The sequence below is a fragment of the Stutzerimonas stutzeri genome (genome assembly GCF_000590475.1).
Lineage (GTDB): Bacteria > Pseudomonadota > Gammaproteobacteria > Pseudomonadales > Pseudomonadaceae > Stutzerimonas > Stutzerimonas stutzeri_D.
Genome location: NZ_CP007441.1, coordinates 2,631,298 through 2,651,605 on the forward strand (window position 1 = coordinate 2,631,298; position 20,308 = coordinate 2,651,605).

The 20,308-nt window shown below is 54.8% G+C and carries 10 protein-coding genes, 2 tRNA genes, 3 rRNA genes and 2 pseudogenes; 8 read left to right on the forward strand and 9 right to left on the reverse strand.

Annotated features, from left to right (window positions below):
- The first annotated feature begins 228 nt into the window (after positions 1-228).
- Positions 229-2,193: a PhoX family protein gene (locus CH92_RS12060; protein ID WP_200869673.1), complete on the forward strand. Its 1,965-nt coding sequence runs from the start codon at positions 229-231 to the stop codon at positions 2,191-2,193.
- Positions 2,194-2,225: 32 nt separating this feature from the next.
- On the opposite strand, the gene CH92_RS12065 is transcribed toward CH92_RS12060, so the two are convergent.
- Positions 2,226-3,284 (reverse strand): AI-2E family transporter, encoded by a 1,059-nt coding sequence (locus CH92_RS12065; RefSeq protein ID WP_025242029.1) that lies wholly within the window; start codon positions 3,282-3,284, stop codon positions 2,226-2,228.
- A gap of 135 nt (positions 3,285-3,419) precedes the next feature.
- Positions 3,420-4,736, reverse strand: a complete 1,317-nt coding sequence (locus CH92_RS12070) for a Na+/H+ antiporter family protein (protein WP_025242030.1) — start codon at positions 4,734-4,736, stop codon at positions 3,420-3,422.
- Positions 4,737-4,918: 182 nt separating this feature from the next.
- Here CH92_RS12070 and queD point away from each other — a divergent pair, with 182 nt between their 5' ends.
- Positions 4,919-5,275, forward strand: coding sequence for a 6-carboxytetrahydropterin synthase QueD (gene queD, locus CH92_RS12075; protein ID WP_025242031.1), 357 nt, complete (start codon positions 4,919-4,921; stop codon positions 5,273-5,275).
- Positions 5,276-5,471: 196 nt separating this feature from the next.
- On the opposite strand, the pseudogene CH92_RS21640 reads toward queD, so the two are convergent.
- The 6 genes and pseudogenes from CH92_RS21640 to CH92_RS12110 form a co-directional block, all read right to left on the reverse strand.
- Positions 5,472-6,633, reverse strand: a pseudogene (locus CH92_RS21640) (IS3 family transposase).
- A 357-nt stretch (positions 6,634-6,990) separates the two neighbouring features.
- Positions 6,991-7,106: ribosomal RNA gene (gene rrf, locus CH92_RS12090) — 5S ribosomal RNA — on the reverse strand.
- Between the two features lie 155 nt (positions 7,107-7,261).
- A 23S ribosomal RNA gene (locus CH92_RS12095) occupies positions 7,262-10,152 on the reverse strand.
- Between the two features lie 253 nt (positions 10,153-10,405).
- A tRNA-Ala gene (locus CH92_RS12100) sits at positions 10,406-10,481 on the reverse strand.
- 30 nt (positions 10,482-10,511) lie between these two features.
- A tRNA-Ile gene (locus tag CH92_RS12105) sits at positions 10,512-10,588 on the reverse strand.
- A 91-nt stretch (positions 10,589-10,679) separates the two neighbouring features.
- Positions 10,680-12,216 (reverse strand): 16S ribosomal RNA (locus CH92_RS12110).
- Together the 16S, 23S and 5S rRNA genes with 2 tRNA genes alongside form the textbook arrangement of a ribosomal RNA operon.
- 705 nt (positions 12,217-12,921) lie before the next feature.
- Here CH92_RS12110 and CH92_RS12115 point away from each other — a divergent pair.
- The 6 genes and pseudogenes from CH92_RS12115 to CH92_RS12145 all read left to right on the forward strand — a co-directional run bounded on the left by CH92_RS12115 (position 12,922) and on the right by CH92_RS12145 (position 19,072).
- Positions 12,922-14,253, forward strand: coding sequence for a TRZ/ATZ family hydrolase (locus CH92_RS12115; RefSeq protein WP_025242033.1), 1,332 nt, complete (start codon positions 12,922-12,924; stop codon positions 14,251-14,253).
- 133 nt (positions 14,254-14,386) lie between these two features.
- A complete protein-coding gene (gene ubiG / locus CH92_RS12120; RefSeq protein ID WP_025242034.1) occupies positions 14,387-15,085 on the forward strand; it encodes a bifunctional 2-polyprenyl-6-hydroxyphenol methylase/3-demethylubiquinol 3-O-methyltransferase UbiG in 699 nt (232 codons plus the stop codon).
- On the forward strand, positions 15,085-15,756 hold the full coding sequence (gene mupP, locus CH92_RS12125) for an N-acetylmuramic acid 6-phosphate phosphatase MupP (protein ID WP_025242035.1): 672 nt from the start codon (positions 15,085-15,087) through the stop codon (positions 15,754-15,756). The genes ubiG and mupP overlap by 1 nt, the downstream gene beginning before the upstream one ends.
- 73 nt (positions 15,757-15,829) lie before the next feature.
- The gene (locus CH92_RS12130; protein ID WP_025242036.1) at positions 15,830-16,570 is read left to right on the forward strand and encodes a YciK family oxidoreductase; all 741 of its coding nucleotides are present in this window, start codon (positions 15,830-15,832) and stop codon (positions 16,568-16,570) included.
- A 209-nt stretch (positions 16,571-16,779) separates the two neighbouring features.
- On the forward strand, positions 16,780-17,724 hold the full coding sequence (locus CH92_RS12135) for a GGDEF domain-containing protein (protein WP_025242037.1): 945 nt from the start codon (positions 16,780-16,782) through the stop codon (positions 17,722-17,724).
- A 123-nt stretch (positions 17,725-17,847) separates the two neighbouring features.
- Positions 17,848-19,072: pseudogene (locus tag CH92_RS12145) on the forward strand (IS3 family transposase).
- A 45-nt stretch (positions 19,073-19,117) separates the two neighbouring features.
- On the opposite strand, the gene rluB reads toward CH92_RS12145, so the two are convergent.
- Complete coding sequence (gene rluB, locus CH92_RS12150) at positions 19,118-20,251, reverse strand: 23S rRNA pseudouridine(2605) synthase RluB (RefSeq protein WP_025242039.1); 1,134 nt, start codon at positions 20,249-20,251, stop codon at positions 19,118-19,120.
- Between the last annotated feature and the right edge of the window lie 57 nt (positions 20,252-20,308).

The window sequence follows — 20,308 nt, forward strand, 5'->3', positions numbered from 1 at the left end:
GGCAAGCCAACCGATGATTACGGTCGGAGCTGATCGCCCGGCTCTGAAGGTGATGCGCCGCCCCGTAGGACCGCGCTTCCCATGGATGTCTCGCGCAAGAGATCAAACAAGCGAGCCGCTTGTCGGTAGCCGCCCACCTGTCATTAACCTGTCGTAAGCTCAGCTTAGCGTCACAGTTCCGTCGATTACTTATGGAGCTGTGTCGTGACAGACAATAATCAAAACATCATGTTCGGCGATGGCGATGAATTGCCGAGCAACCGTTCAAACAACTGCCATATCCAAGATGTCGTCAGCGCGGGTCGGCGTACAGTACTGGCCGGCGGCGCGGCGCTTGGCGCGCTGGCCTTTCTAGGTGGTTTGCCCGCAATAGCGAGGGCAGCCGAGCCTGCAGGCGCTGGCAATAAATTGCCCTTTCAGCGCCGCACTCGCCTCCCGTTCGGTGCCGTGAATGTCACCAGAGCAGACACTGTTACGGTCCCGTCCGGCTTTTCTACACAGGTGTTCATTCCCTGGGGCACACCTATTTGCGGAAGCTATCCAGCGTATCTGGAAGACGCTAGCAACAGCGCCGAACATCAGGCGCAACAGACCGGTATGCACCACGATGGCATGCACTTCTTCCCAATGGACACAAAGTTCAAAGGACGAAAGAGCGACCATGGCCTACTCGCGCTGAATCATGAATATATAGACCCGCCGTTGCTGCATCGAAACGGGCCCACCATCGTAGGCGACAAACGCGTCGATGCCGACGAGGTCCGAAAGGAAATCAACGCCCACGGCGTGTCGATCGTAGAAGTCCGTCGGAGTGCTCGCGGCGACTGGACCATACTGCCATCAGCCCGCAACCGACGCATTACTGGCGCAACGCCGATGCGGATCGAAGGCCCTGCGCGCGGTCATGACTTGATGAAGACCCGCTATAGCCCAAGCGGTACATCCACTCGTGGAACGTTGAACAACTGCTCGAATGGTTACACGCCTTGGGGAACCTATCTGACCTGCGAAGAAAACTGGGCGGGCTATTTCGCGACTCGTGACGCAGAGCTCCCTCGCCACCTGGAGCGCTACGGACTCCGCTCGACAAGCCGTTACGGCTGGGAAACGATTCAGGGTGACGAATTCCAACGCTTCGATGCAACGGTAACAGCCGAAGATGCCCGCGCCGACTATCGCAACGAACCCAATACATTTGGCTGGATCGTCGAGATTGATCCTTTCGATCCCGACTCCACGCCGGTCAAGCACACCGCGCTGGGCCGTTTTGCTCATGAAGGATTAGTGTTCGCACCTGCCAAACCGGGCTGGCCTGTCGTCTGCTATTCGGGAGACGACTCGCAAAATGAATACATCTATAAATACGTCAGCCGCGACAAGTACCGCCCAATGCGCGGCGACAGCCGCCTTCTCGATGAAGGCACTTTGTACGTCGCTCGTTTCAATCCGGACGGAAGCGGCGACTGGTTACCGCTGGACATTGACGATGCGGCGTTTCAGCAGGCTTGTGCCGCCGCTGGCGTCGAATTCGCCGATCAAGGCGATGTGATGATCAATACTCGACTCGCTGCGGATATTGTCGGAGCGACAAAGATGGATCGCCCGGAATGGGGCGCTGTGCATCCTGACACGGGCGAAGTGTATTTCACACTGACCAACAACAGCGCTCGACAAGAGGCCGATGCAGCAAACCCCCGCGCACCGAACCCCTACGGACATATCATCCGCTGGCGCGAAGCTGGACGAAATCACATCGGCACGCAGTTTCACTGGGACTTATACCTGCTCGCCGGACCGCAGAATGACAGCCACGACCCGCATGGAAAATCGCTGAACGAAACGAATATCCTGGCGAGCCCGGACGGACTCTGGTTCGACGATGAAGGACGTCTCTGGATCCAAACCGACATGAGCGGAAGCCAGCTGAGCGGCGGACCTTTTGGCAACAACCAGATGCTGGTGTCGGATCCAAAAACGGGTGAAACCAAGCGATTCCTGGTTGGACCGAGCGGGGCTGAAGTGACAGGTATTACAGCAACACCTGACTTCCGCACGCTGTTCATCAATATCCAGCACCCAGGCGAAGGCTCGACCTCTACCGAATACACCAGCGTCTGGCCCGACGGGCCTGGGCGCAGACCCCGTTCGGCGACGGTGATTATCACCCGTGACGATGGTGGACGAGTGCTCTGATTCCAATGTGCGCCCGATACGACCGGCTACACCTAAATCGACGGTTTGGATTCGGGCGCAATAAACAGCCCCCATGCAGACATGAATAGCGCGGCAACGAGCGGGCCGATCACAAAGCCATTCAGGCCAAACAGAGCGAGCCCGCCCAGTGTCGAGATCAATACCAGATAGTCGGGCATCTTGGTGTCCTTCCCCACCAGAATCGGCCTAAGGATGTTATCTACCAAGCCAATCACGAGAACGCCGTAAAGGGTGAGAATTACGCTCTGCAGGATCATTCCTTTCATCAGGAAGTAGATCGCTACTGGAGTCCATATCAGTCCTGCCCCCACCGCTGGCAGCAATGACAAGAACGCCATGAGTACGCCCCAAAGCAACGCACCAGGGATCCCTAGCACAGCAAAGATCACACCACCGAGAAATCCTTGAGTGGCCGCCACCACGATATTGCCTTTAACCGTAGCTCTGACCACACGTGTAAATTTGCTGAACAGCCTACGTTTTTGATTGTCGCTCAAAGGCAGCGCACGCCTGAGCATCGCTACCAGTTCTCGTCCGTCCCGAATGAGAAAGAACAGCAGATATAGCATCACGAAAAAGCTGATCAGGAACTGAAACGTTCCTTGGCCAAAACTGAATGCCTTGGTAGCAAGAAATTGACTGCCCTCTAGCGCTCCACTTGCAAGCCGCTCGCGTATTTGGTCCATGTCACCAAGGCCAAACCTCTGCAACTGCAGCTGAAACGATGTAGGTAACAACTCCTTTGCGCTGCCTACGAAACTGCCTATATCAAGCTCGCCACTTTCGATCTGTTTATAAAGTGAAGAGCCTTCCTGAACCAGCAAGCCGGTAATCAGAATAACCGGGAGAACCGCAACCACCAGGCATATCGATAAGGTAATCAGTGCAGTCAGATTTCGTCGATTGTCGAGATGACCATATAGACGGCGCTGTAGAGGCGCAAAAATAATGGCGAGAATGATGGCCCAGAATACGGCCCCATAGAACGGGAAGAGTATCCAGCCGAATGCAAGGGTTACGACGAGCAACAGAGCAAGAAAGACTTTCTGCTCAAGAGTTGATTTCACAATCTGCTTCCTATCGCTGCGGCTGTATTTGTTAGTCAGCAATTGCCGTTAGGAGTGCCGATTCGACAACAGGAAGAGCGTGATGAACGCGCCGTCCTTGCGACGGCGCTAATGCGGGTAAGGTCCGTGCTTAATTCTTCACAGCGTCATTGCTGCAACCCAGCCAAATGCAAGGAGTGGCAGGTTGTAATGGAGGAAAGTCGGCACCACGGTATCCCAGATGTGGTTATGCTGGCCGTCCGCGTTCAATCCGGCAGTTGGACCCAGCGTCGAGTCTGACGCCGGCGAGCCTGCGTCCCCCAATGCACCGGCTGTACCTACCAGGCTGACGATAGCCAATGGACTGAACCCGAGCTCAAGCCCGAGTGGAACGAAAATGGCTGCGATGATCGGAACGGTGGAGAACGACGATCCGATCCCGATGGTTACCAACAAACCAACCAGCAGCATCATCAAGGCGCCAATAGCCTTGCTGTTCCCGATCCACTCTGCAGACGCATCAACCAGGGTTTTGACTTCACCGGTTTCACGCATGACTTCCGCGAAGCCAGCTGCGGCAATCATGATGAAGCCGATCATAGCCATCATCTTCATGCCTTCGGTGAACAGATCATCAGCCTCCTTCCAGCGAACCACCCCAGAAACGGAGAAAATAACGAAACCGATCAACGCCCCGATGATCATCGAATCCAGCCACAGCTGCACCACGAACGCAGCGGCAACAGCCAGTGCTGCAACTAATAAGGTAAGGGGGCTGTAGCTGACGCTGGTCGTTTTAGTTTGATCGACCTTGGCTAGGTCATAAGCGCGCGGTTTGCGATAGCTGAACATGGCCATCAGCAGACCTGCGCCCATTCCGAGGGCAGGAATCAACATGGCCTGGCTTACATTTATCCCCGCGATATCAGCACCGCTCTTGGCGACGTTAGCAAGAAGGATCTCATTCAGAAAGATGCTTCCGAAGCCGACGGGCAGAAACATATAGGGCGTTACCAGGCCAAATGCCAGAACACAGGCAATCAACCGTCTGTCTATTTGTAACTTGCTCAACACATACAGCAGCGGCGGGACCAGCAAAGGAATAAAGGCAATATGTATAGGGACGATATTCTGTGACGACACTGCGACCGCTAACAGTAGCCCGATCATCGTCCACTTCACCGCCCCGCCAGACTGGGATTCGCGCTTACCCACCATGGCCAGTGCCCGGTCTGCGAGCGCATGGGCTAGCCCACTCTTCCCGATCGCGACTGCGAATGCACCAAGCAATGCATATGAAAGCGCTACCGTCGCGCCGCCACCAAGGCCCTTGTTAAAGGCAGAAAGGCTCCCCTCAAGCCCTAGCCCGCCCAAGACGCCGCCAACAATAGCTCCAGTAATCAATGCCACTACTACATGGACTCGACACAGGCTAAGAACCAGCATAATGCCGACTGCTGCCACTACTGCATTCATCTTAACCCCCCAAAGTGGCGCATGCCCGATAAAAAAGCCGGGTACTTTGCCCTAAGTTCGCGGGAGTTGTCAAAGCGCGATAAACAGAACAACTTAGACGCGCCTTTTAAGCGACGTGTTTAGCTATGATGCCTAGTACAGGACGGTAAGATGAGCCCAACTTTCACCTTTTGGATGAATCAGTGGAAATATTCAAAGAGTTTACATTCGAATCCGCCCATCGCCTGCCGCACGTACCCGAGGGCCATAAATGCGGTCGTCTGCATGGTCATTCGTTCCGGGTCGCAATTTACCTAGAGGGTGAAGTGAATTCCCATACGGGTTGGATTCGAGATTTTGGTGAGATAAAGCAGATGTTCAAGCCAATCTACGAACGCCTCGACCACAACTATCTAAACGATCTGCCAGGCCTGGAAAACCCCACCAGTGAAAACCTGGCGAAATGGATCTGGCACGAACTGAAGCCGCTGCTCCCCGAATTATCACGAATTCGCATTCATGAAACCTGTACGAGCGGGTGTGAATATCGAGGTAACTGACCTAATAGCGGCGGGCTTACGGGCCCGCTCATCTATCTTATTGTTTGTGCTGCGGCTCGGCTTTCCATACCCGGATTCCGCAAGCTTTTGACCAAAAATACAGCTTATCGATGTGTACAAATGGACGTGTTTAACATGCATGGAGGTGATTTCTCTAGGCAGGTTACATCCTAGCGTGTCTCAATGATTGTAGTGGTCAACTAATCCCGGACACTGCGTTAAGTTTTTCCTCGGCCAACGCAGGCGGGAGTCCATTGTTGAACTGATGCGGTCGTCCCAGTTATACCGCTGCATCAGGAACCGACTGATATCTTGCTGGGCAAGTGAAGCGCTCATGTAGCCGGTGGTCGGTATCCACTCGGTCTTTAGGCTGCGGAACAGCCGCTCCATTGGGGCGTTGTCGTAGCAATTCCCACGGAGACTCATGCTCTGCTTGAAGCGATAACGCCACAGTCGCTGGCGAAAGCTCCGACTGCCATATTGGCTACCCTGATCGCTGTGAAACAACACGCCCTCTGGCCGTCCCCGTAGCTCGTAGGCCATGTCCAACGCTTTGATGACCAGATCAGCATCTGGCTTCGGCGAGAAGGCCCAGCCCACTACGCGGCGCGCGTAAAGATCGATCACCGCAGCCAGGTAGTGCCATTGGCCCTGGGCCCAAACATAGGTGATGTCGCCACACCAGACCTCGTTTGGCGCCGATACGGTGAACGCTCTATCCAACACGTTCGGGATATCCGGCCGTTCTACCGTCGCCTTTTTGTAGGCATGCGAACCAGGCTGCTTGCTGACCAGCTTCATCTCTCTCATCAGCTTGCGCACCTTGAATCGTCCAATCTCGATCCCGTCTTCGCGCATCATGAACATGATGCTCCGGCTGCCCGCAGCACTGCGGCTTTGGGTGAATAACTCATTCACACGGCTACGCAAAACAAGCCGCTCATCGCATGGAGATCGGTGCTTGCGGCAATGCGCGTAATAACAGGAACGGGGGACTTCAAATACCGAGCACAACAGTTCAACCGGCTCTTCAGAGCGGAACTGATCAATCAACGCGAGCGCTCGTGCTCCTCGGCCATCAAGAGCGCGGTGGCCTTTTTTAGGATCGACTTTTCCCGTTCCAGACGATTGATGCGGGCTTCCAATTCCTGAATCCTCTGCTGCTCGGGTGTCAGCGCTTTACTGGTCGGGGTAACACCGTTTCGCTCCTGTTGGAGCTGGCTTACCCATCGACGCAGGGCCGACTCAACTAGCCCAAGCGAACGGGCTGCATCGGTGTGGCTGTAGCCCTGGTCGAGAACCAAGCTGGCTGCCTCTCGTTTGAACTCAGGCGTAAACGTACGACGTTGTTTGGTCATCAGACACCTCTCTATGGCGGCTATTCTCGCCTTAAATGGGTGTCCGGGTTTAGTAGACCACTACAGATTGTGCTCGCCGCGTTGACGCTGTGTTCAACGGTTTACGTAAGCCACTAGCTTGCTTGCGCTATTGCGGACTACCTCTGATTCACCTCCCGGGCAACGTGGCCGCGGCGGTCTACTCCCTAGACGATTAGACACGCGGCGGCTCATCACAGCGGTTATCCGCTTAGCCCCGCAAGGTCTGTCAACATAAGCAGCTCGCGCGCATTACCACGGCAGACGAAAAGAAGTATTTTTCTTCGCCCAAAGACAAACCCCCGGCCATCTTACGATGATCGGGGGTTTGGTGTAGAAGCTTGACGATGACCTACTCTCACATGGGGAGACCCCACACTACCATCGGCGATGCGTCGTTTCACTTCTGAGTTCGGGATGGGATCAGGTGGTTCCAACGCTCTATGGTCGTCAAGCAATTCGGTTGGGGAGTCGGTGTTGAGTCGCTTCCCCTAATTGGGTATGTGATGGTGCTTCGATGTGGCTTTCGCTTTGCGAGCGATGCGTCTTTTCGGTTTGTTTGTCGACTTCAACCGTCTGACACGCAAACATCAAATTGTTTGGGTGTTATATGGTCAAGCCTCACGGGCAATTAGTATGGGTTAGCTCAACGCCTCACAGCGCTTACACACCCCACCTATCAACGTCGTAGTCTTCGACGGCCCTTCAGGGAGCTCAAGGCTCCAGTGAGATCTCATCTTGAGGCAAGTTTCCCGCTTAGATGCTTTCAGCGGTTATCTCTTCCGAACATAGCTACCCGGCAATGCCACTGGCGTGACAACCGGAACACCAGAGGTTCGTCCACTCCGGTCCTCTCGTACTAGGAGCAGCCCCTCTCAAATCTCAAACGTCCACGGCAGATAGGGACCGAACTGTCTCACGACGTTCTAAACCCAGCTCGCGTACCACTTTAAATGGCGAACAGCCATACCCTTGGGACCGGCTTCAGCCCCAGGATGTGATGAGCCGACATCGAGGTGCCAAACACCGCCGTCGATATGAACTCTTGGGCGGTATCAGCCTGTTATCCCCGGAGTACCTTTTATCCGTTGAGCGATGGCCCTTCCATACAGAACCACCGGATCACTAAGACCTACTTTCGTACCTGCTCGACGTGTCTGTCTCGCAGTCAAGCGCGCTTTTGCCTTTATACTCTACGACCGATTTCCGACCGGTCTGAGCGCACCTTCGTACTCCTCCGTTACTCTTTAGGAGGAGACCGCCCCAGTCAAACTACCCACCATACACTGTCCTCGATCCGGATAACGGACCAGAGTTAGAACCTCAAAGTTGCCAGGGTGGTATTTCAAGGTTGGCTCCACGCGAACTGGCGTCCACGCTTCAAAGCCTCCCACCTATCCTACACAAGCAAATTCAAAGTCCAGTGCAAAGCTATAGTAAAGGTTCACGGGGTCTTTCCGTCTAGCCGCGGATACACTGCATCTTCACAGCGATTTCAATTTCACTGAGTCTCGGGTGGAGACAGCGCCGCCATCGTTACGCCATTCGTGCAGGTCGGAACTTACCCGACAAGGAATTTCGCTACCTTAGGACCGTTATAGTTACGGCCGCCGTTTACCGGGGCTTCGATCAAGAGCTTCGCTTGCGCTAACCCCATCAATTAACCTTCCGGCACCGGGCAGGCGTCACACCCTATACGTCCACTTTCGTGTTTGCAGAGTGCTGTGTTTTTAATAAACAGTCGCAGCGGCCTGGTATCTTCGACCGGCATGAGCTTACGGGGTAAACCCTTCACCCTCACCGGCGCACCTTCTCCCGAAGTTACGGTGCCATTTTGCCTAGTTCCTTCACCCGAGTTCTCTCAAGCGCCTTGGTATTCTCTACCCAACCACCTGTGTCGGTTTGGGGTACGGTTCCTAGTTACCTGAAGCTTAGAGGCTTTTCCTGGAAGCATGGCATCAACCACTTCTCCTTCTAAAAGAAGGATCGTCATCAGTTCTCGGCATTAAGATCCCGGATTTACCTAAGATCTCTGCCTACCACCTTAAACTTGGACAACCAACGCCAAGCTGGCCTAGCCTTCTCCGTCCCCCCATCGCAGTAACTAGAAGTACGGGAATATTAACCCGTTTCCCATCGACTACGCTCTTCAGCCTCGCCTTAGGGACCGACTCACCCTGCGTCGATTAACGTTGCGCAGGAACCCTTGGTCTTTCGGCGTGCGAGTTTTTCACTCGCATTGTCGTTACTCATGTCAGCATTCGCACTTCTGATACCTCCAGCAAGCTTCTCAACTCACCTTCACAGGCTTACAGAACGCTCCTCTACCGCTCAACTTACGTTGAACCCGTAGCTTCGGTACCTGGTTTGAGCCCCGTTACATCTTCCGCGCAGGCCGACTCGACTAGTGAGCTATTACGCTTTCTTTAAAGGGTGGCTGCTTCTAAGCCAACCTCCTAGCTGTCTGAGCCTTCCCACATCGTTTCCCACTTAACCAGGATTTTGGGACCTTAGCTGACGGTCTGGGTTGTTTCCCTTTTCACGACGGACGTTAGCACCCGCCGTGTGTCTCCCGTGCTGACACTTGCTGGTATTCGGAGTTTGCATCGGTTTGGTAAGTCGGGATGACCCCCTAGCCGAAACAGTGCTCTACCCCCAGCAGTGATACACGAGGCGCTACCTAAATAGCTTTCGAGGAGAACCAGCTATCTCCGAGCTTGATTAGCCTTTCACTCCGATCCACAGGTCATCCGCTAACTTTTCAACGGTAGTCGGTTCGGTCCTCCAGTTAGTGTTACCCAACCTTCAACCTGCCCATGGATAGATCGCCCGGTTTCGGGTCTATTCCCAGCGACTAGACGCCCTATTAAGACTCGCTTTCGCTACGCCTCCCCTATTCGGTTAAGCTCGCCACTGAAAATAAGTCGCTGACCCATTATACAAAAGGTACGCAGTCACCTAACAAAGTAGGCTCCCACTGCTTGTACGCATACGGTTTCAGGATCTATTTCACTCCCCTCTCCGGGGTTCTTTTCGCCTTTCCCTCACGGTACTGGTTCACTATCGGTCAGTCAGTAGTATTTAGCCTTGGAGGATGGTCCCCCCATATTCAGACAAAGTTTCTCGTGCTCCGTCCTACTCGATTTCACTTCTAAGATCCTTTCGCGTACAGGGCTATCACCCACTATGGCCGCACTTTCCAGAGCGTTCCGCTAAAATCAAAGAAGCTTAAGGGCTAGTCCCCGTTCGCTCGCCACTACTAAGGGAATCTCGGTTGATTTCTTTTCCTCAGGGTACTTAGATGTTTCAGTTCCCCTGGTTCGCCTCACACACCTATGTATTCAGTGTGTGATAACCATCTTATGATGGCTGGGTTCCCCCATTCAGACATCTCCGGATCACAGTCTGTTTGCCGACTCCCCGAAGCTTTTCGCAGGCTACCACGTCTTTCATCGCCTCTGACTGCCAAGGCATCCACCGTATGCGCTTCTTCACTTGACCATATAACCCCAAGCAATCTGGTTACTGTCTCATAACGTGAAGACGACATTCGCCGAAAATCCGCATTTCGCTCTTTCGAGCAACTCGCAAATTTTACCTTGACTTGAATAACTACCAGTGAAAGTAATTACCCAAATCTACTTCTATCACATACCCAAATTTTTAAAGAACAGTTACTGGCGCAAAGACCAGAAATCAATACGCTCCATCCGGAACGGATTCATTTCTGTGCTTTCAGCGATTATCGAGTTAATGGTGGAGCCAAGCGGGATCGAACCGCTGACCTCCTGCGTGCAAAGCAGGCGCTCTCCCAGCTGAGCTATGGCCCCATCTACAGATCGGCCACATCCCATGACAATTGGTGGGTCTGGGCAGATTCGAACTGCCGACCTCACCCTTATCAGGGGTGCGCTCTAACCAACTGAGCTACAGACCCAATCGTCTCTCTCGGGTCGAAACCCAATCGCTTTTCGCTAGTGAATCAAGCAATTCGTGTGGGAACTTATGAAGAAGCTGAAGTCTTCGATTAAGGAGGTGATCCAGCCGCAGGTTCCCCTACGGCTACCTTGTTACGACTTCACCCCAGTCATGAATCACTCCGTGGTAACCGTCCTCCCGAAGGTTAGACTAGCTACTTCTGGAGCAACCCACTCCCATGGTGTGACGGGCGGTGTGTACAAGGCCCGGGAACGTATTCACCGTGACATTCTGATTCACGATTACTAGCGATTCCGACTTCACGCAGTCGAGTTGCAGACTGCGATCCGGACTACGATCGGTTTTATGGGATTAGCTCCACCTCGCGGCTTGGCAACCCTTTGTACCGACCATTGTAGCACGTGTGTAGCCCAGGCCGTAAGGGCCATGATGACTTGACGTCATCCCCACCTTCCTCCGGTTTGTCACCGGCAGTCTCCTTAGAGTGCCCACCATAACGTGCTGGTAACTAAGGACAAGGGTTGCGCTCGTTACGGGACTTAACCCAACATCTCACGACACGAGCTGACGACAGCCATGCAGCACCTGTGTCAGAGTTCCCGAAGGCACCCATCCATCTCTGGAAAGTTCTCTGCATGTCAAGGCCTGGTAAGGTTCTTCGCGTTGCTTCGAATTAAACCACATGCTCCACCGCTTGTGCGGGCCCCCGTCAATTCATTTGAGTTTTAACCTTGCGGCCGTACTCCCCAGGCGGTCGACTTAATGCGTTAGCTGCGCCACTAAGATCTCAAGGATCCCAACGGCTAGTCGACATCGTTTACGGCGTGGACTACCAGGGTATCTAATCCTGTTTGCTCCCCACGCTTTCGCACCTCAGTGTCAGTATTAGCCCAGGTGGTCGCCTTCGCCACTGGTGTTCCTTCCTATATCTACGCATTTCACCGCTACACAGGAAATTCCACCACCCTCTGCCATACTCTAGCTTGCCAGTTTTGGATGCAGTTCCCAGGTTGAGCCCGGGGCTTTCACATCCAACTTAACAAACCACCTACGCGCGCTTTACGCCCAGTAATTCCGATTAACGCTTGCACCCTTCGTATTACCGCGGCTGCTGGCACGAAGTTAGCCGGTGCTTATTCTGTCGGTAACGTCAAAACACTAACGTATTAGGTTAATGCCCTTCCTCCCAACTTAAAGTGCTTTACAATCCGAAGACCTTCTTCACACACGCGGCATGGCTGGATCAGGCTTTCGCCCATTGTCCAATATTCCCCACTGCTGCCTCCCGTAGGAGTCTGGACCGTGTCTCAGTTCCAGTGTGACTGATCATCCTCTCAGACCAGTTACGGATCGTCGCCTTGGTGAGCCATTACCTCACCAACTAGCTAATCCGACCTAGGCTCATCTGATAGCGCAAGGCCCGAAGGTCCCCTGCTTTCTCCCGTAGGACGTATGCGGTATTAGCGTTCCTTTCGAAACGTTGTCCCCCACTACCAGGCAGATTCCTAGGCATTACTCACCCGTCCGCCGCTGAATCAGGGAGCAAGCTCCCTTCATCCGCTCGACTTGCATGTGTTAGGCCTGCCGCCAGCGTTCAATCTGAGCCATGATCAAACTCTTCAGTTCAATACTGCTTGGGTTTTGAGAAAACCCTAAACTTGGCTCAGCAATCGCAATCTCTTCTCCTAAAAGAAGAGCACTCAATGATTTCTCGTTGAGTATTTGTGATGCTGATAATCTTGCTGACTACCAGTCTTACCTCACAAGCACCCACACGAATTGCTTGATTCAGTTGTTAAAGAGCGTTTCGATCAAGTCTTTCGTCTCAATCGAGGCCGCGCATTCTACAGCAGCCTTGTGTCTCGTCAAGCTGTTTTTGAAGAAGTTTTTCTTTCTTCTCAACCGCTTGCGCTTCCGATCAACCTAGCGTCTCTCGTCAGCGGGAGGCGAATCATACAGCGTCCAAAACTGCTGTCAACCACCTCCTTCACCGCTTCCGATCAACCCGATCGAAGCTGCCAACAGGCCTCAACCACCACCCTGTCAGCACGGCGCATTCTACTCGAATCTGCCGTCCGTGCAAGCCTTTTATTTAGCTAACTTCTTGATTTACAAGAGGTTTTGCCAACAGCCTGCGCCGGAGAAGGTGCGCATTATAGGCACTCAGAATCTCACGTCAACGGTTGTTTTCAGTTTTGTTTGGAAAAGGTTCGCTTGGCCGAATATGTCCACATATATAGATGCATCCTCCAGAGTTTATCTCTGCTTCCTTCAAACCGGCTTCGACAGGCTTTACACTGAACTCCTTCATTGATCAGCCGATGACCCCACATGTCGCATACGCCTGCCGATCCCCTCGATCTATTACTACTCCCTACCTGGCTCGTCCCGGTCGAGCCAGCTGGTGTTGTTTTAAAGAACCATGCAGTGGGCATCCGTGACGGGCGCATCGCACTAATAGTCCCTCGTGAGGAAGCTACTCAATATATTGCCCGGGAAACACGGGACCTCACCGGAATGCTTCTAACTCCTGGACTTGTCAACGCGCATGGCCACGCTGCCATGACCTTGTTTCGCGGACTGGCTGACGACCTGCCGTTGATGACGTGGCTGCGCGAGCACATTTGGCCAGCCGAAAGCAGGTGGGTAGACGAAGCGTTCGTACAAGCAGGAAGTGAGCTTGCTATCGCGGAGCAGCTCCAAAGTGGCATTACCTGCTTTTCCGATATGTATTTTTTCCCAGATGTGGTCAGCCAGCTTGTTCATAAGCATGGAGTTCGAGCACAGATAGCGATTCCGGTGTTGGACTTTCCTATCCCAGGCGCACGCGACGCTGATGAAGCGCTTCGCAAAGGTGTCGCGCTGTACGACGACCTCAAGCACCATCCTCGCCTGAGTATTGCATTTGGCCCACATGCACCCTACTCCGTCGCGGACACCACACTGGAAAGTATTCGGACACTCGTCGCGGAAATGGACATCGGCATTCATATGCACGTCCATGAAACAGCGCATGAAGTGGAAGAAGCGCTTAATAAGCATGGTGAACGTCCGCTGGCTCGCCTGGCTCGCCAGCAGCTATTGGGCCCACGCTTTCAAGCCGTTCACATGACGCAGATCGACGACGACGATATCGCTTTGCTGGTTGAGCATAATTGCAGCGTGATTCATTGCCCGGAATCGAACTTGAAACTGGCCAGTGGTTTTTGCCCGGTTGAACAGCTATGGGAAGCCGGCATCAATGTTGGCATTGGGACCGATGGTGCAGCCAGCAACAACGACCTCGACTTGCTGGGCGAAACCCGCACCGCCGCCCTGCTTGCGAAAGCCGTCGCGAGATCAGCGACCGCACTCGATGCCCATCGCGCGTTACGCATGTCTACGCTCAATGGCGCCCGCGCACTTGGACTGGATGATCACACCGGATCGCTGGAGATAGGAAAGTTCGCCGACATGGTGGCATTCGATTTATCGCGCCTTGCACAACAACCCGTCTACGACCCTGTCTCCCAGCTAATCTACTCCAGTGGTCGAGACTGCGTACGCCATGTATGGGTAGGCGGCAAGCAACTGGTCGATGATCGTCGACTGACCCGCATGGATGAAGAGCGCCTCATTGCCACAGCTAAGGAGTGGGGAGCAAAGATCGGCGCTAAACATTGAACGCCGCTCATGCGGTGCTCCGACAAACTGACGTACACGAAGCGCTCCACCAAGCGTCTTCGTCAGACATAAGCTGGCAACATGAGCATTTGCGGCTCAAGCTTCTCCCTCAAGCTTTCAAACGGAACAGATCATGAGCAACGTCGACCATGCCGAAATCGCTAAATTCGAAGCCCTGGCTCACCGCTGGTGGGACCGCGAAAGCGAGTTCAAGCCGCTGCATGAGATCAATCCGCTGCGGGTTAACTGGATCGACGAGCATGTCTCGCTGGCCGGCAAGAAGGTCTTGGACGTGGGCTGCGGCGGCGGAATTCTCAGTGAAGCCATGGCACAGCGCGGCGCTACGGTGACTGGAATTGACATGGGCGAAGCCCCTCTGTCCGTTGCCCGGCTGCACTTGCTCGAGTCTGGCCTGGAAATTGATTATCGACAGATTACGGCTGAAGCGCTGGCCGAACAATCACCAGAACAATTTGATGTCGTGACCTGCCTGGAAATGCTTGAGCACGTACCCGACCCCGCCTCGGTCATTCGCGCTTGCCACAGGATGGTGAAGCCTGGCGGACAGGTGTTCTTTTCGACCATCAACCGCAACCCGAAGGCATACGCGTTCGCCATTATTGGTGCCGAGTATCTGCTGCAACTGTTGCCGCGCGGCACGCATGACTTTCGCAAGTTCATTCGCCCGCCGGAGCTCGGCGCATGGAGCCGCGAGGTGGGGCTTGCAGTTCAGGATATTATCGGCCTGACATACAACCCACTGACGAAACACTACAAGCTGTCCCCGGACGTGGATGTCAACTACATGATCCAGACGCTTCGGGAGGCCTGATGCGTCTGCGCGCAGTGTTATTTGACATGGACGGTACGCTTCTGGACACCGCTCCGGATTTCATCGCCGTCGCCCAGGCCATGCGCCTGGCACGCGGCCTTGATCGCGTTCCGGACCAACAGGTCCGCGAGGTGGTTTCCGGCGGCGCTCGAGCCATGGTGCTCAGCGCCTTCGATGTTGATCCACTGTCCGATGAATTCGAGGTGTTGCGGCTCGAGTTCCTGGACCGCTATCAGCAACATTGTGCTGTCGAAAGCCGACTGTACGACGGCATGGAAGAGCTGCTGGCCGAGATCGAGAAGGCAGACCTGATCTGGGGCGTGGTTACCAACAAGCCGTTGCGCTTCGCCGAGCCGATCATGCATCAGCTGGGCCTCGCTTCGCGCTCTGCCGTGCTGGTCTGCCCCGACCACGTCAGCAAGAGCAAACCCGACCCGGAGCCGATGCTTTTGGCATGTAGCCAATTGGACCTCGACCCGTCGACCGTGATGTTCGTGGGTGACGATTTGCGCGACATCGAGTCCGGACGCGGAGCGGGCAGCCGTACGGCCGCGGTGCGTTATGGATATATCCATCCCGATGACGACCCGGATACCTGGGGGGCGGACGTAGTCGTTGATCATCCCCTTGAATTGCTTGCCTTGCTTCATCGCACGATTGGGAATAACTGAGCTCGTCGTCCGACCAATCTTATTGATAACAACCGGTGGGTGAGTGACACCCACGCTTAACATGAGGCTTCAGATGTTCGAATACTCGGCCCGCCCCGACCTGCTCAAGAATCGGATCATCATGGTCACCGGCGCAGGCCGCGGGATTGGCGAAGCCGCCGCTAAAGCCTACGCCGCGCACGGTGCAACCGTCCTGTTGCTGGGAAAGAACGAGGACAACCTCAACAGGGTATACGACGAGATCGAAGCCACCGGCGGGCCACAGCCAGTAGTCATACCGCTCAACCTGGAAACCGCCCTACCGCACCAGTACGACGAACTAGCTGCGACCGTCGAGCGAGAGTTCGGACGACTCGATGGCCTGTTGCACAATGCAGGTATCGTCGGCCCGCGCACACCGATCGAACAGTTGTCGGGCGACAACTTCATGCGAGTCATGCAGGTGAACGTCAACGCTGCCTTCATGCTTACCAGCACTCTGCTACCCCTGCTCAAATTGTCGAACGACGCCTCGGTTGTTTTCACCTCTAGCAGCGTCGGGCGGAAAGGCCGCGCCTACTGGGGCGGTTATGCCGTATCGAAGTTCGCGACCGAAGGGTTGATGCAGGTGCTGGCTGATGAACTTGATGGCACCGCATCCGTGCGCAGCAATAGCGTCAATCCGGGCGCGACTCGTACGGACATGCGCGCAAAGGCTTACCCAGGTGAAAATCCCGCGGTCAATCCATTACCGGCAGATATCATGCCGGTCTATCTCTACTTGATGGGCGCAGACAGCACGAGCATCAATGGCCAGGCACTGAACGCTCAATAACTCACACCATGCAAGAGCGCCTGTTTCCTGGCGCTCCTCCCTAGCGGACATGTCATATTGGCATCACTCCGCCGTTCCGCTGGCTACTCCTAACCACAGCGCCATGAAAAATTAAGGTAAGCAATTGATAAATAATCATATTTATAAGTTGGCATTAAATTCGCTTTAGAGCCTCTATCAGCGCTGATTGCGTTTCGAGGTTCATTTTCATGCTGCCAGAGAAGCAGGACAACACCACAGTTGATATCGAGACCGCTCGCGTCCGGCGTCTGGAAGTCAATTTCAACAAGCCGTTATCGATACGTCAGCTAGACCTTTCCGAGCTGCTATGCAATCTGACATCGCGTCTGCAAACCAGCTTGGAGATTGACAGGCTATTAGGATTCTTTTTTGGTGAAGTCTGCGACCTGATCCCATTACGCGCCCTGTCCTATCGCCATACCGGCACCGACTTCTATTTTCAACTCGGCGAAGGCGAAGGCGAAGGCGAAGGGTTCGACGTGAACTATTCGCTGTCCAACCAAGCCGACTCTCTCGGCGAGCTCCGTCTGTTCAGCCAAGATCGATTATCCGCGTTGGCGCTGGAGCGACTCGAAAGTGCTGTTAGCTGCATGCTATTTCCGTTGCGCAATGCTCTGCTTTACCGGCACGCCCTTCAGGCCTCGCTCAAGGATTCGCTGACGGGTGCGGGAAATCGCATGGCACTGGAGCAAAACCTGGCCCGGGAGCTTGAACTGTCCCGACGCCATGATCAGGCCATGTCGGTCATCATGTTAGACATGGATCATTTCAAGAGACTTAACGACACCCACGGACACCAAGCAGGAGACGCCGCACTGAAAGCGACCGCCCTCCTGCTCAAAGAGCAATTACGCAACGTGGATATGGTTTTCCGATTTGGCGGTGAAGAATTCGTTCTGCTGCTATCCAACACAGGGCTTGAGGCGGCGGCAGTTGTTGCCGAGCGAATCAGGGCCGCCATACAGAACCTGTGTTTTTTCGTTGGGGGAAGCCAGGTCCGGTTATCGGCTAGCCTTGGCTGCGCCAGCTATCAATCATGCGAGTCTCAGGAAGCGCTGCTGCTTCGGGCTGATCAGGCGCTTTACAAAGCAAAAAGCGAAGGACGCAATCGGATACGTGCAGCCTCGGCATAGCATTCACCTGACCGACTGGCGAAATAAAAAGGGCGGGGCCATTACGGCCTCGCCCTCTTATTTGATTTGTGTCCCGTCCTGAATAGGGTTTACACCTTCTGACCTGTTTTTTAGGAGGATGCGATGGAATCAGCAGAAAGGCGTAGCCAGCGGGACTACACGATGACTTTTAATTTATCGGTCGTCGATCAGGTCGAAAAAGGCGAGCTGAGTTACAGAGAGGCTCAGGAGCGTTACGGAATTCAAGGCAAGACGACCGTTCTGACATGGTTACGCAAGCACGGTCGGCAAAACTGGGATCCAGGCGCATACATTGGCTCGCCGAGGATGGGGAACATGCCCGATCAAGACCGCCCTTTAACGCCAGAGCAACGCATCAAAGAGCTTGAAGAGCAGCTCAAGCTGTCGAATCAGAAAGCGCAGTTTTCCAAGCTGTGGTGGATGTCTTGCAAACTGACTACGGTCTGTCTGTCGTAAAAAAGCGTCCCGGCAAGTCCTCTCGCAAAAGCGCATCCAAAACCTGAGCATCAGCAGGGCTTGCCAGTTCATGGGGATAAGCCGACAGGCTTACTACAAGCGCAATCGCGCCGACATTACGCGTCTGGTTCTGGATCAGAAAGTAGCTGATTTCGTTACGCAAAAACGCCTGCGGCAACCCCGCATGGGGACGCGGAAGCTGCATTATTTACTGCATTGCCAGCCACAGTATGAGCTGCGAGTGGGTCGAGACCGTTTGTTTTCAATTTTGCGCGAGAGACGTTTATTAGTGGCCCGCAAGCGGGCGTATCACAAGACGACCGATAGCCATCATCGCTTTCGGCGGCATCCGAACCTGCTCAAAGCGGGTCCTGATCAGGTGGTTCCAAGCGGCCCGGAGCAAGTCTGGGTGGCTGACATTACCTATCTGCCCACCCAAGAAGGTGTGGCCTATCTGAGCCTTGTGACGGATGCTTTTTCGCGCAGAATCATGGGCTATCACGCCCATGAAAGCCTGCACGCCGAGTCGGTAGCTCAGGCGCTGCGTCGAGCAGTGAGTCAGCGTCAAACCGTGCAGCCGCTGATCCACCACTCGGACAGAGGTAGCCAGTACTGTTCGGGAACGTACCAGGCACTGCATGCCAAACATGGCATCAGGTGCTCGATGACGGACGGCTATGACTGTTATCAAAACGCCCTGGCAGAGCGGGTCAACGGGATATTGAAGACCGAGCTTTTGCTCCAGAGACCACAGGATTTAACCCAAGCGAAGAAGATGGTGAGCGAGTCGGTAGCAATATACAACCGCGAGCGCCCGCACCAATCTTTGAAATATCAAACGCCCAATGCGATGCACCGGACGTTTGGGTGAAACAGGTGTAAACCTATTTCAGGACTAGACATTGCACCCAGCAACTCAAGGACGCTTGGAGCGACCACCGCGTCCGAAACCCGGACGCTGCCCTTCGGAGGCAGGCGGTCCACTGCGCTTGTCGGGCGACGGCTTGCCGCGATTGCGCCCGACAGTACTCGGCCGCTCCGCCACCGGTGTGCCACGACCTGGTTTGCTGCGCTCGTCGGCATCACGCGGCTTGCGCGCCGGCTGATCGTCGCGCGAACGACGATCTGTATTGCCACCACTTGATACATCCGCTTCATGAGCCGACCGTAGAACTCTCGGGCGGCGCTCGCCGCGTCCGATAGGCTTGGCCACCTTGCGTTGCATACGGTCGAGCTTGTCCTTGGTCTTCGCTTTCATGCCCGGCAGCGCCACCGGTTTGAGTCCCACCTCTTCGCTGAGGATGTCGACTTCGCTCTGGGACATCTCGCGCCAGCGCCCCATCGGAAGGTCCGAAGTCATGAACACCGGCCCGAAGCGCACACGCTTCAACCGACTGACAACCAGCCCCTGCGATTCCCAAAGACGGCGAACCTCGCGGTTCCGCCCCTCCATCACCACGCAGTGGTACCAATGATTGAAGCCTTCCCCACCGGGCGCTTGCTGAATATCAGTGAATCGCGCCGGCCCGTCCTCAAGCATGACGCCCGTCTTCAGGCGCTCGATCATCTCGTCGTCGACTTCACCACGCACACGCACTGCATATTCACGATCCATCTCGTAAGACGGATGCATCAAGCGGTTGGCCAGCTCACCGTCTGTGGTGAAGAGCAGCAGACCGGTTGTATTGATATCGAGACGCCCGATATTGATCCAACGCCCTTCTTTCGGGCGGGGTAGACGATCGAAAACGGTCGGACGACCCTCTGGATCGTCACGGGTGCAAATCTCACCATCCGGCTTGTTGTAGATCAGGACGCGGCGGACCACTTCGGCAGCTTCTTCGCGCTTGAGCAAGCGCCCATCGATAGCGATTGCATCATGCAGATCGACGCGCTGACCCAGCGTCGCTACGGCGCCGTTGACTTTGACTCGGCCAGCGGAAATCCAGGTCTCCACGTCGCGCCGCGAGGCCAGGCCAATTCGGGCCAGGACCTTCTGCAGCTTTTCGCCATGGGCAATATGAGGGGTTTTATCGTCGTGTTCGGTCATCTGAGCACCTCCCGGTGTGGCAGTTCCGATAGAAAGGCCGCGCACTATACGCGGACC

Excerpts from the sequence above, each read along its gene's own strand:
- CH92_RS12070 (WP_025242030.1), bottom strand. The coding sequence starts at position 4,736 with ATGAATGCAGTAGTGGCAGCAGTCGGCATTATGCTGGTTCTTAGCCTG.
- rluB (WP_025242039.1), bottom strand. The coding sequence starts at position 20,251 with ATGACCGAACACGACGATAAAACCCCTCATATTGCCCATGGCGAAAAG.
- CH92_RS12115 (WP_025242033.1), top strand. The coding sequence starts at position 12,922 with ATGTCGCATACGCCTGCCGATCCCCTCGATCTATTACTACTCCCTACC.
- CH92_RS12060 (WP_200869673.1), top strand. The coding sequence starts at position 229 with ATGTTCGGCGATGGCGATGAATTGCCGAGCAACCGTTCAAACAACTGC.
- ubiG (WP_025242034.1), top strand. The coding sequence starts at position 14,387 with ATGAGCAACGTCGACCATGCCGAAATCGCTAAATTCGAAGCCCTGGCT.
- CH92_RS12130 (WP_025242036.1), top strand. The coding sequence starts at position 15,830 with ATGTTCGAATACTCGGCCCGCCCCGACCTGCTCAAGAATCGGATCATC.
- CH92_RS12135 (WP_025242037.1), top strand. The coding sequence starts at position 16,780 with ATGCTGCCAGAGAAGCAGGACAACACCACAGTTGATATCGAGACCGCT.
- mupP (WP_025242035.1), top strand. The coding sequence starts at position 15,085 with ATGCGTCTGCGCGCAGTGTTATTTGACATGGACGGTACGCTTCTGGAC.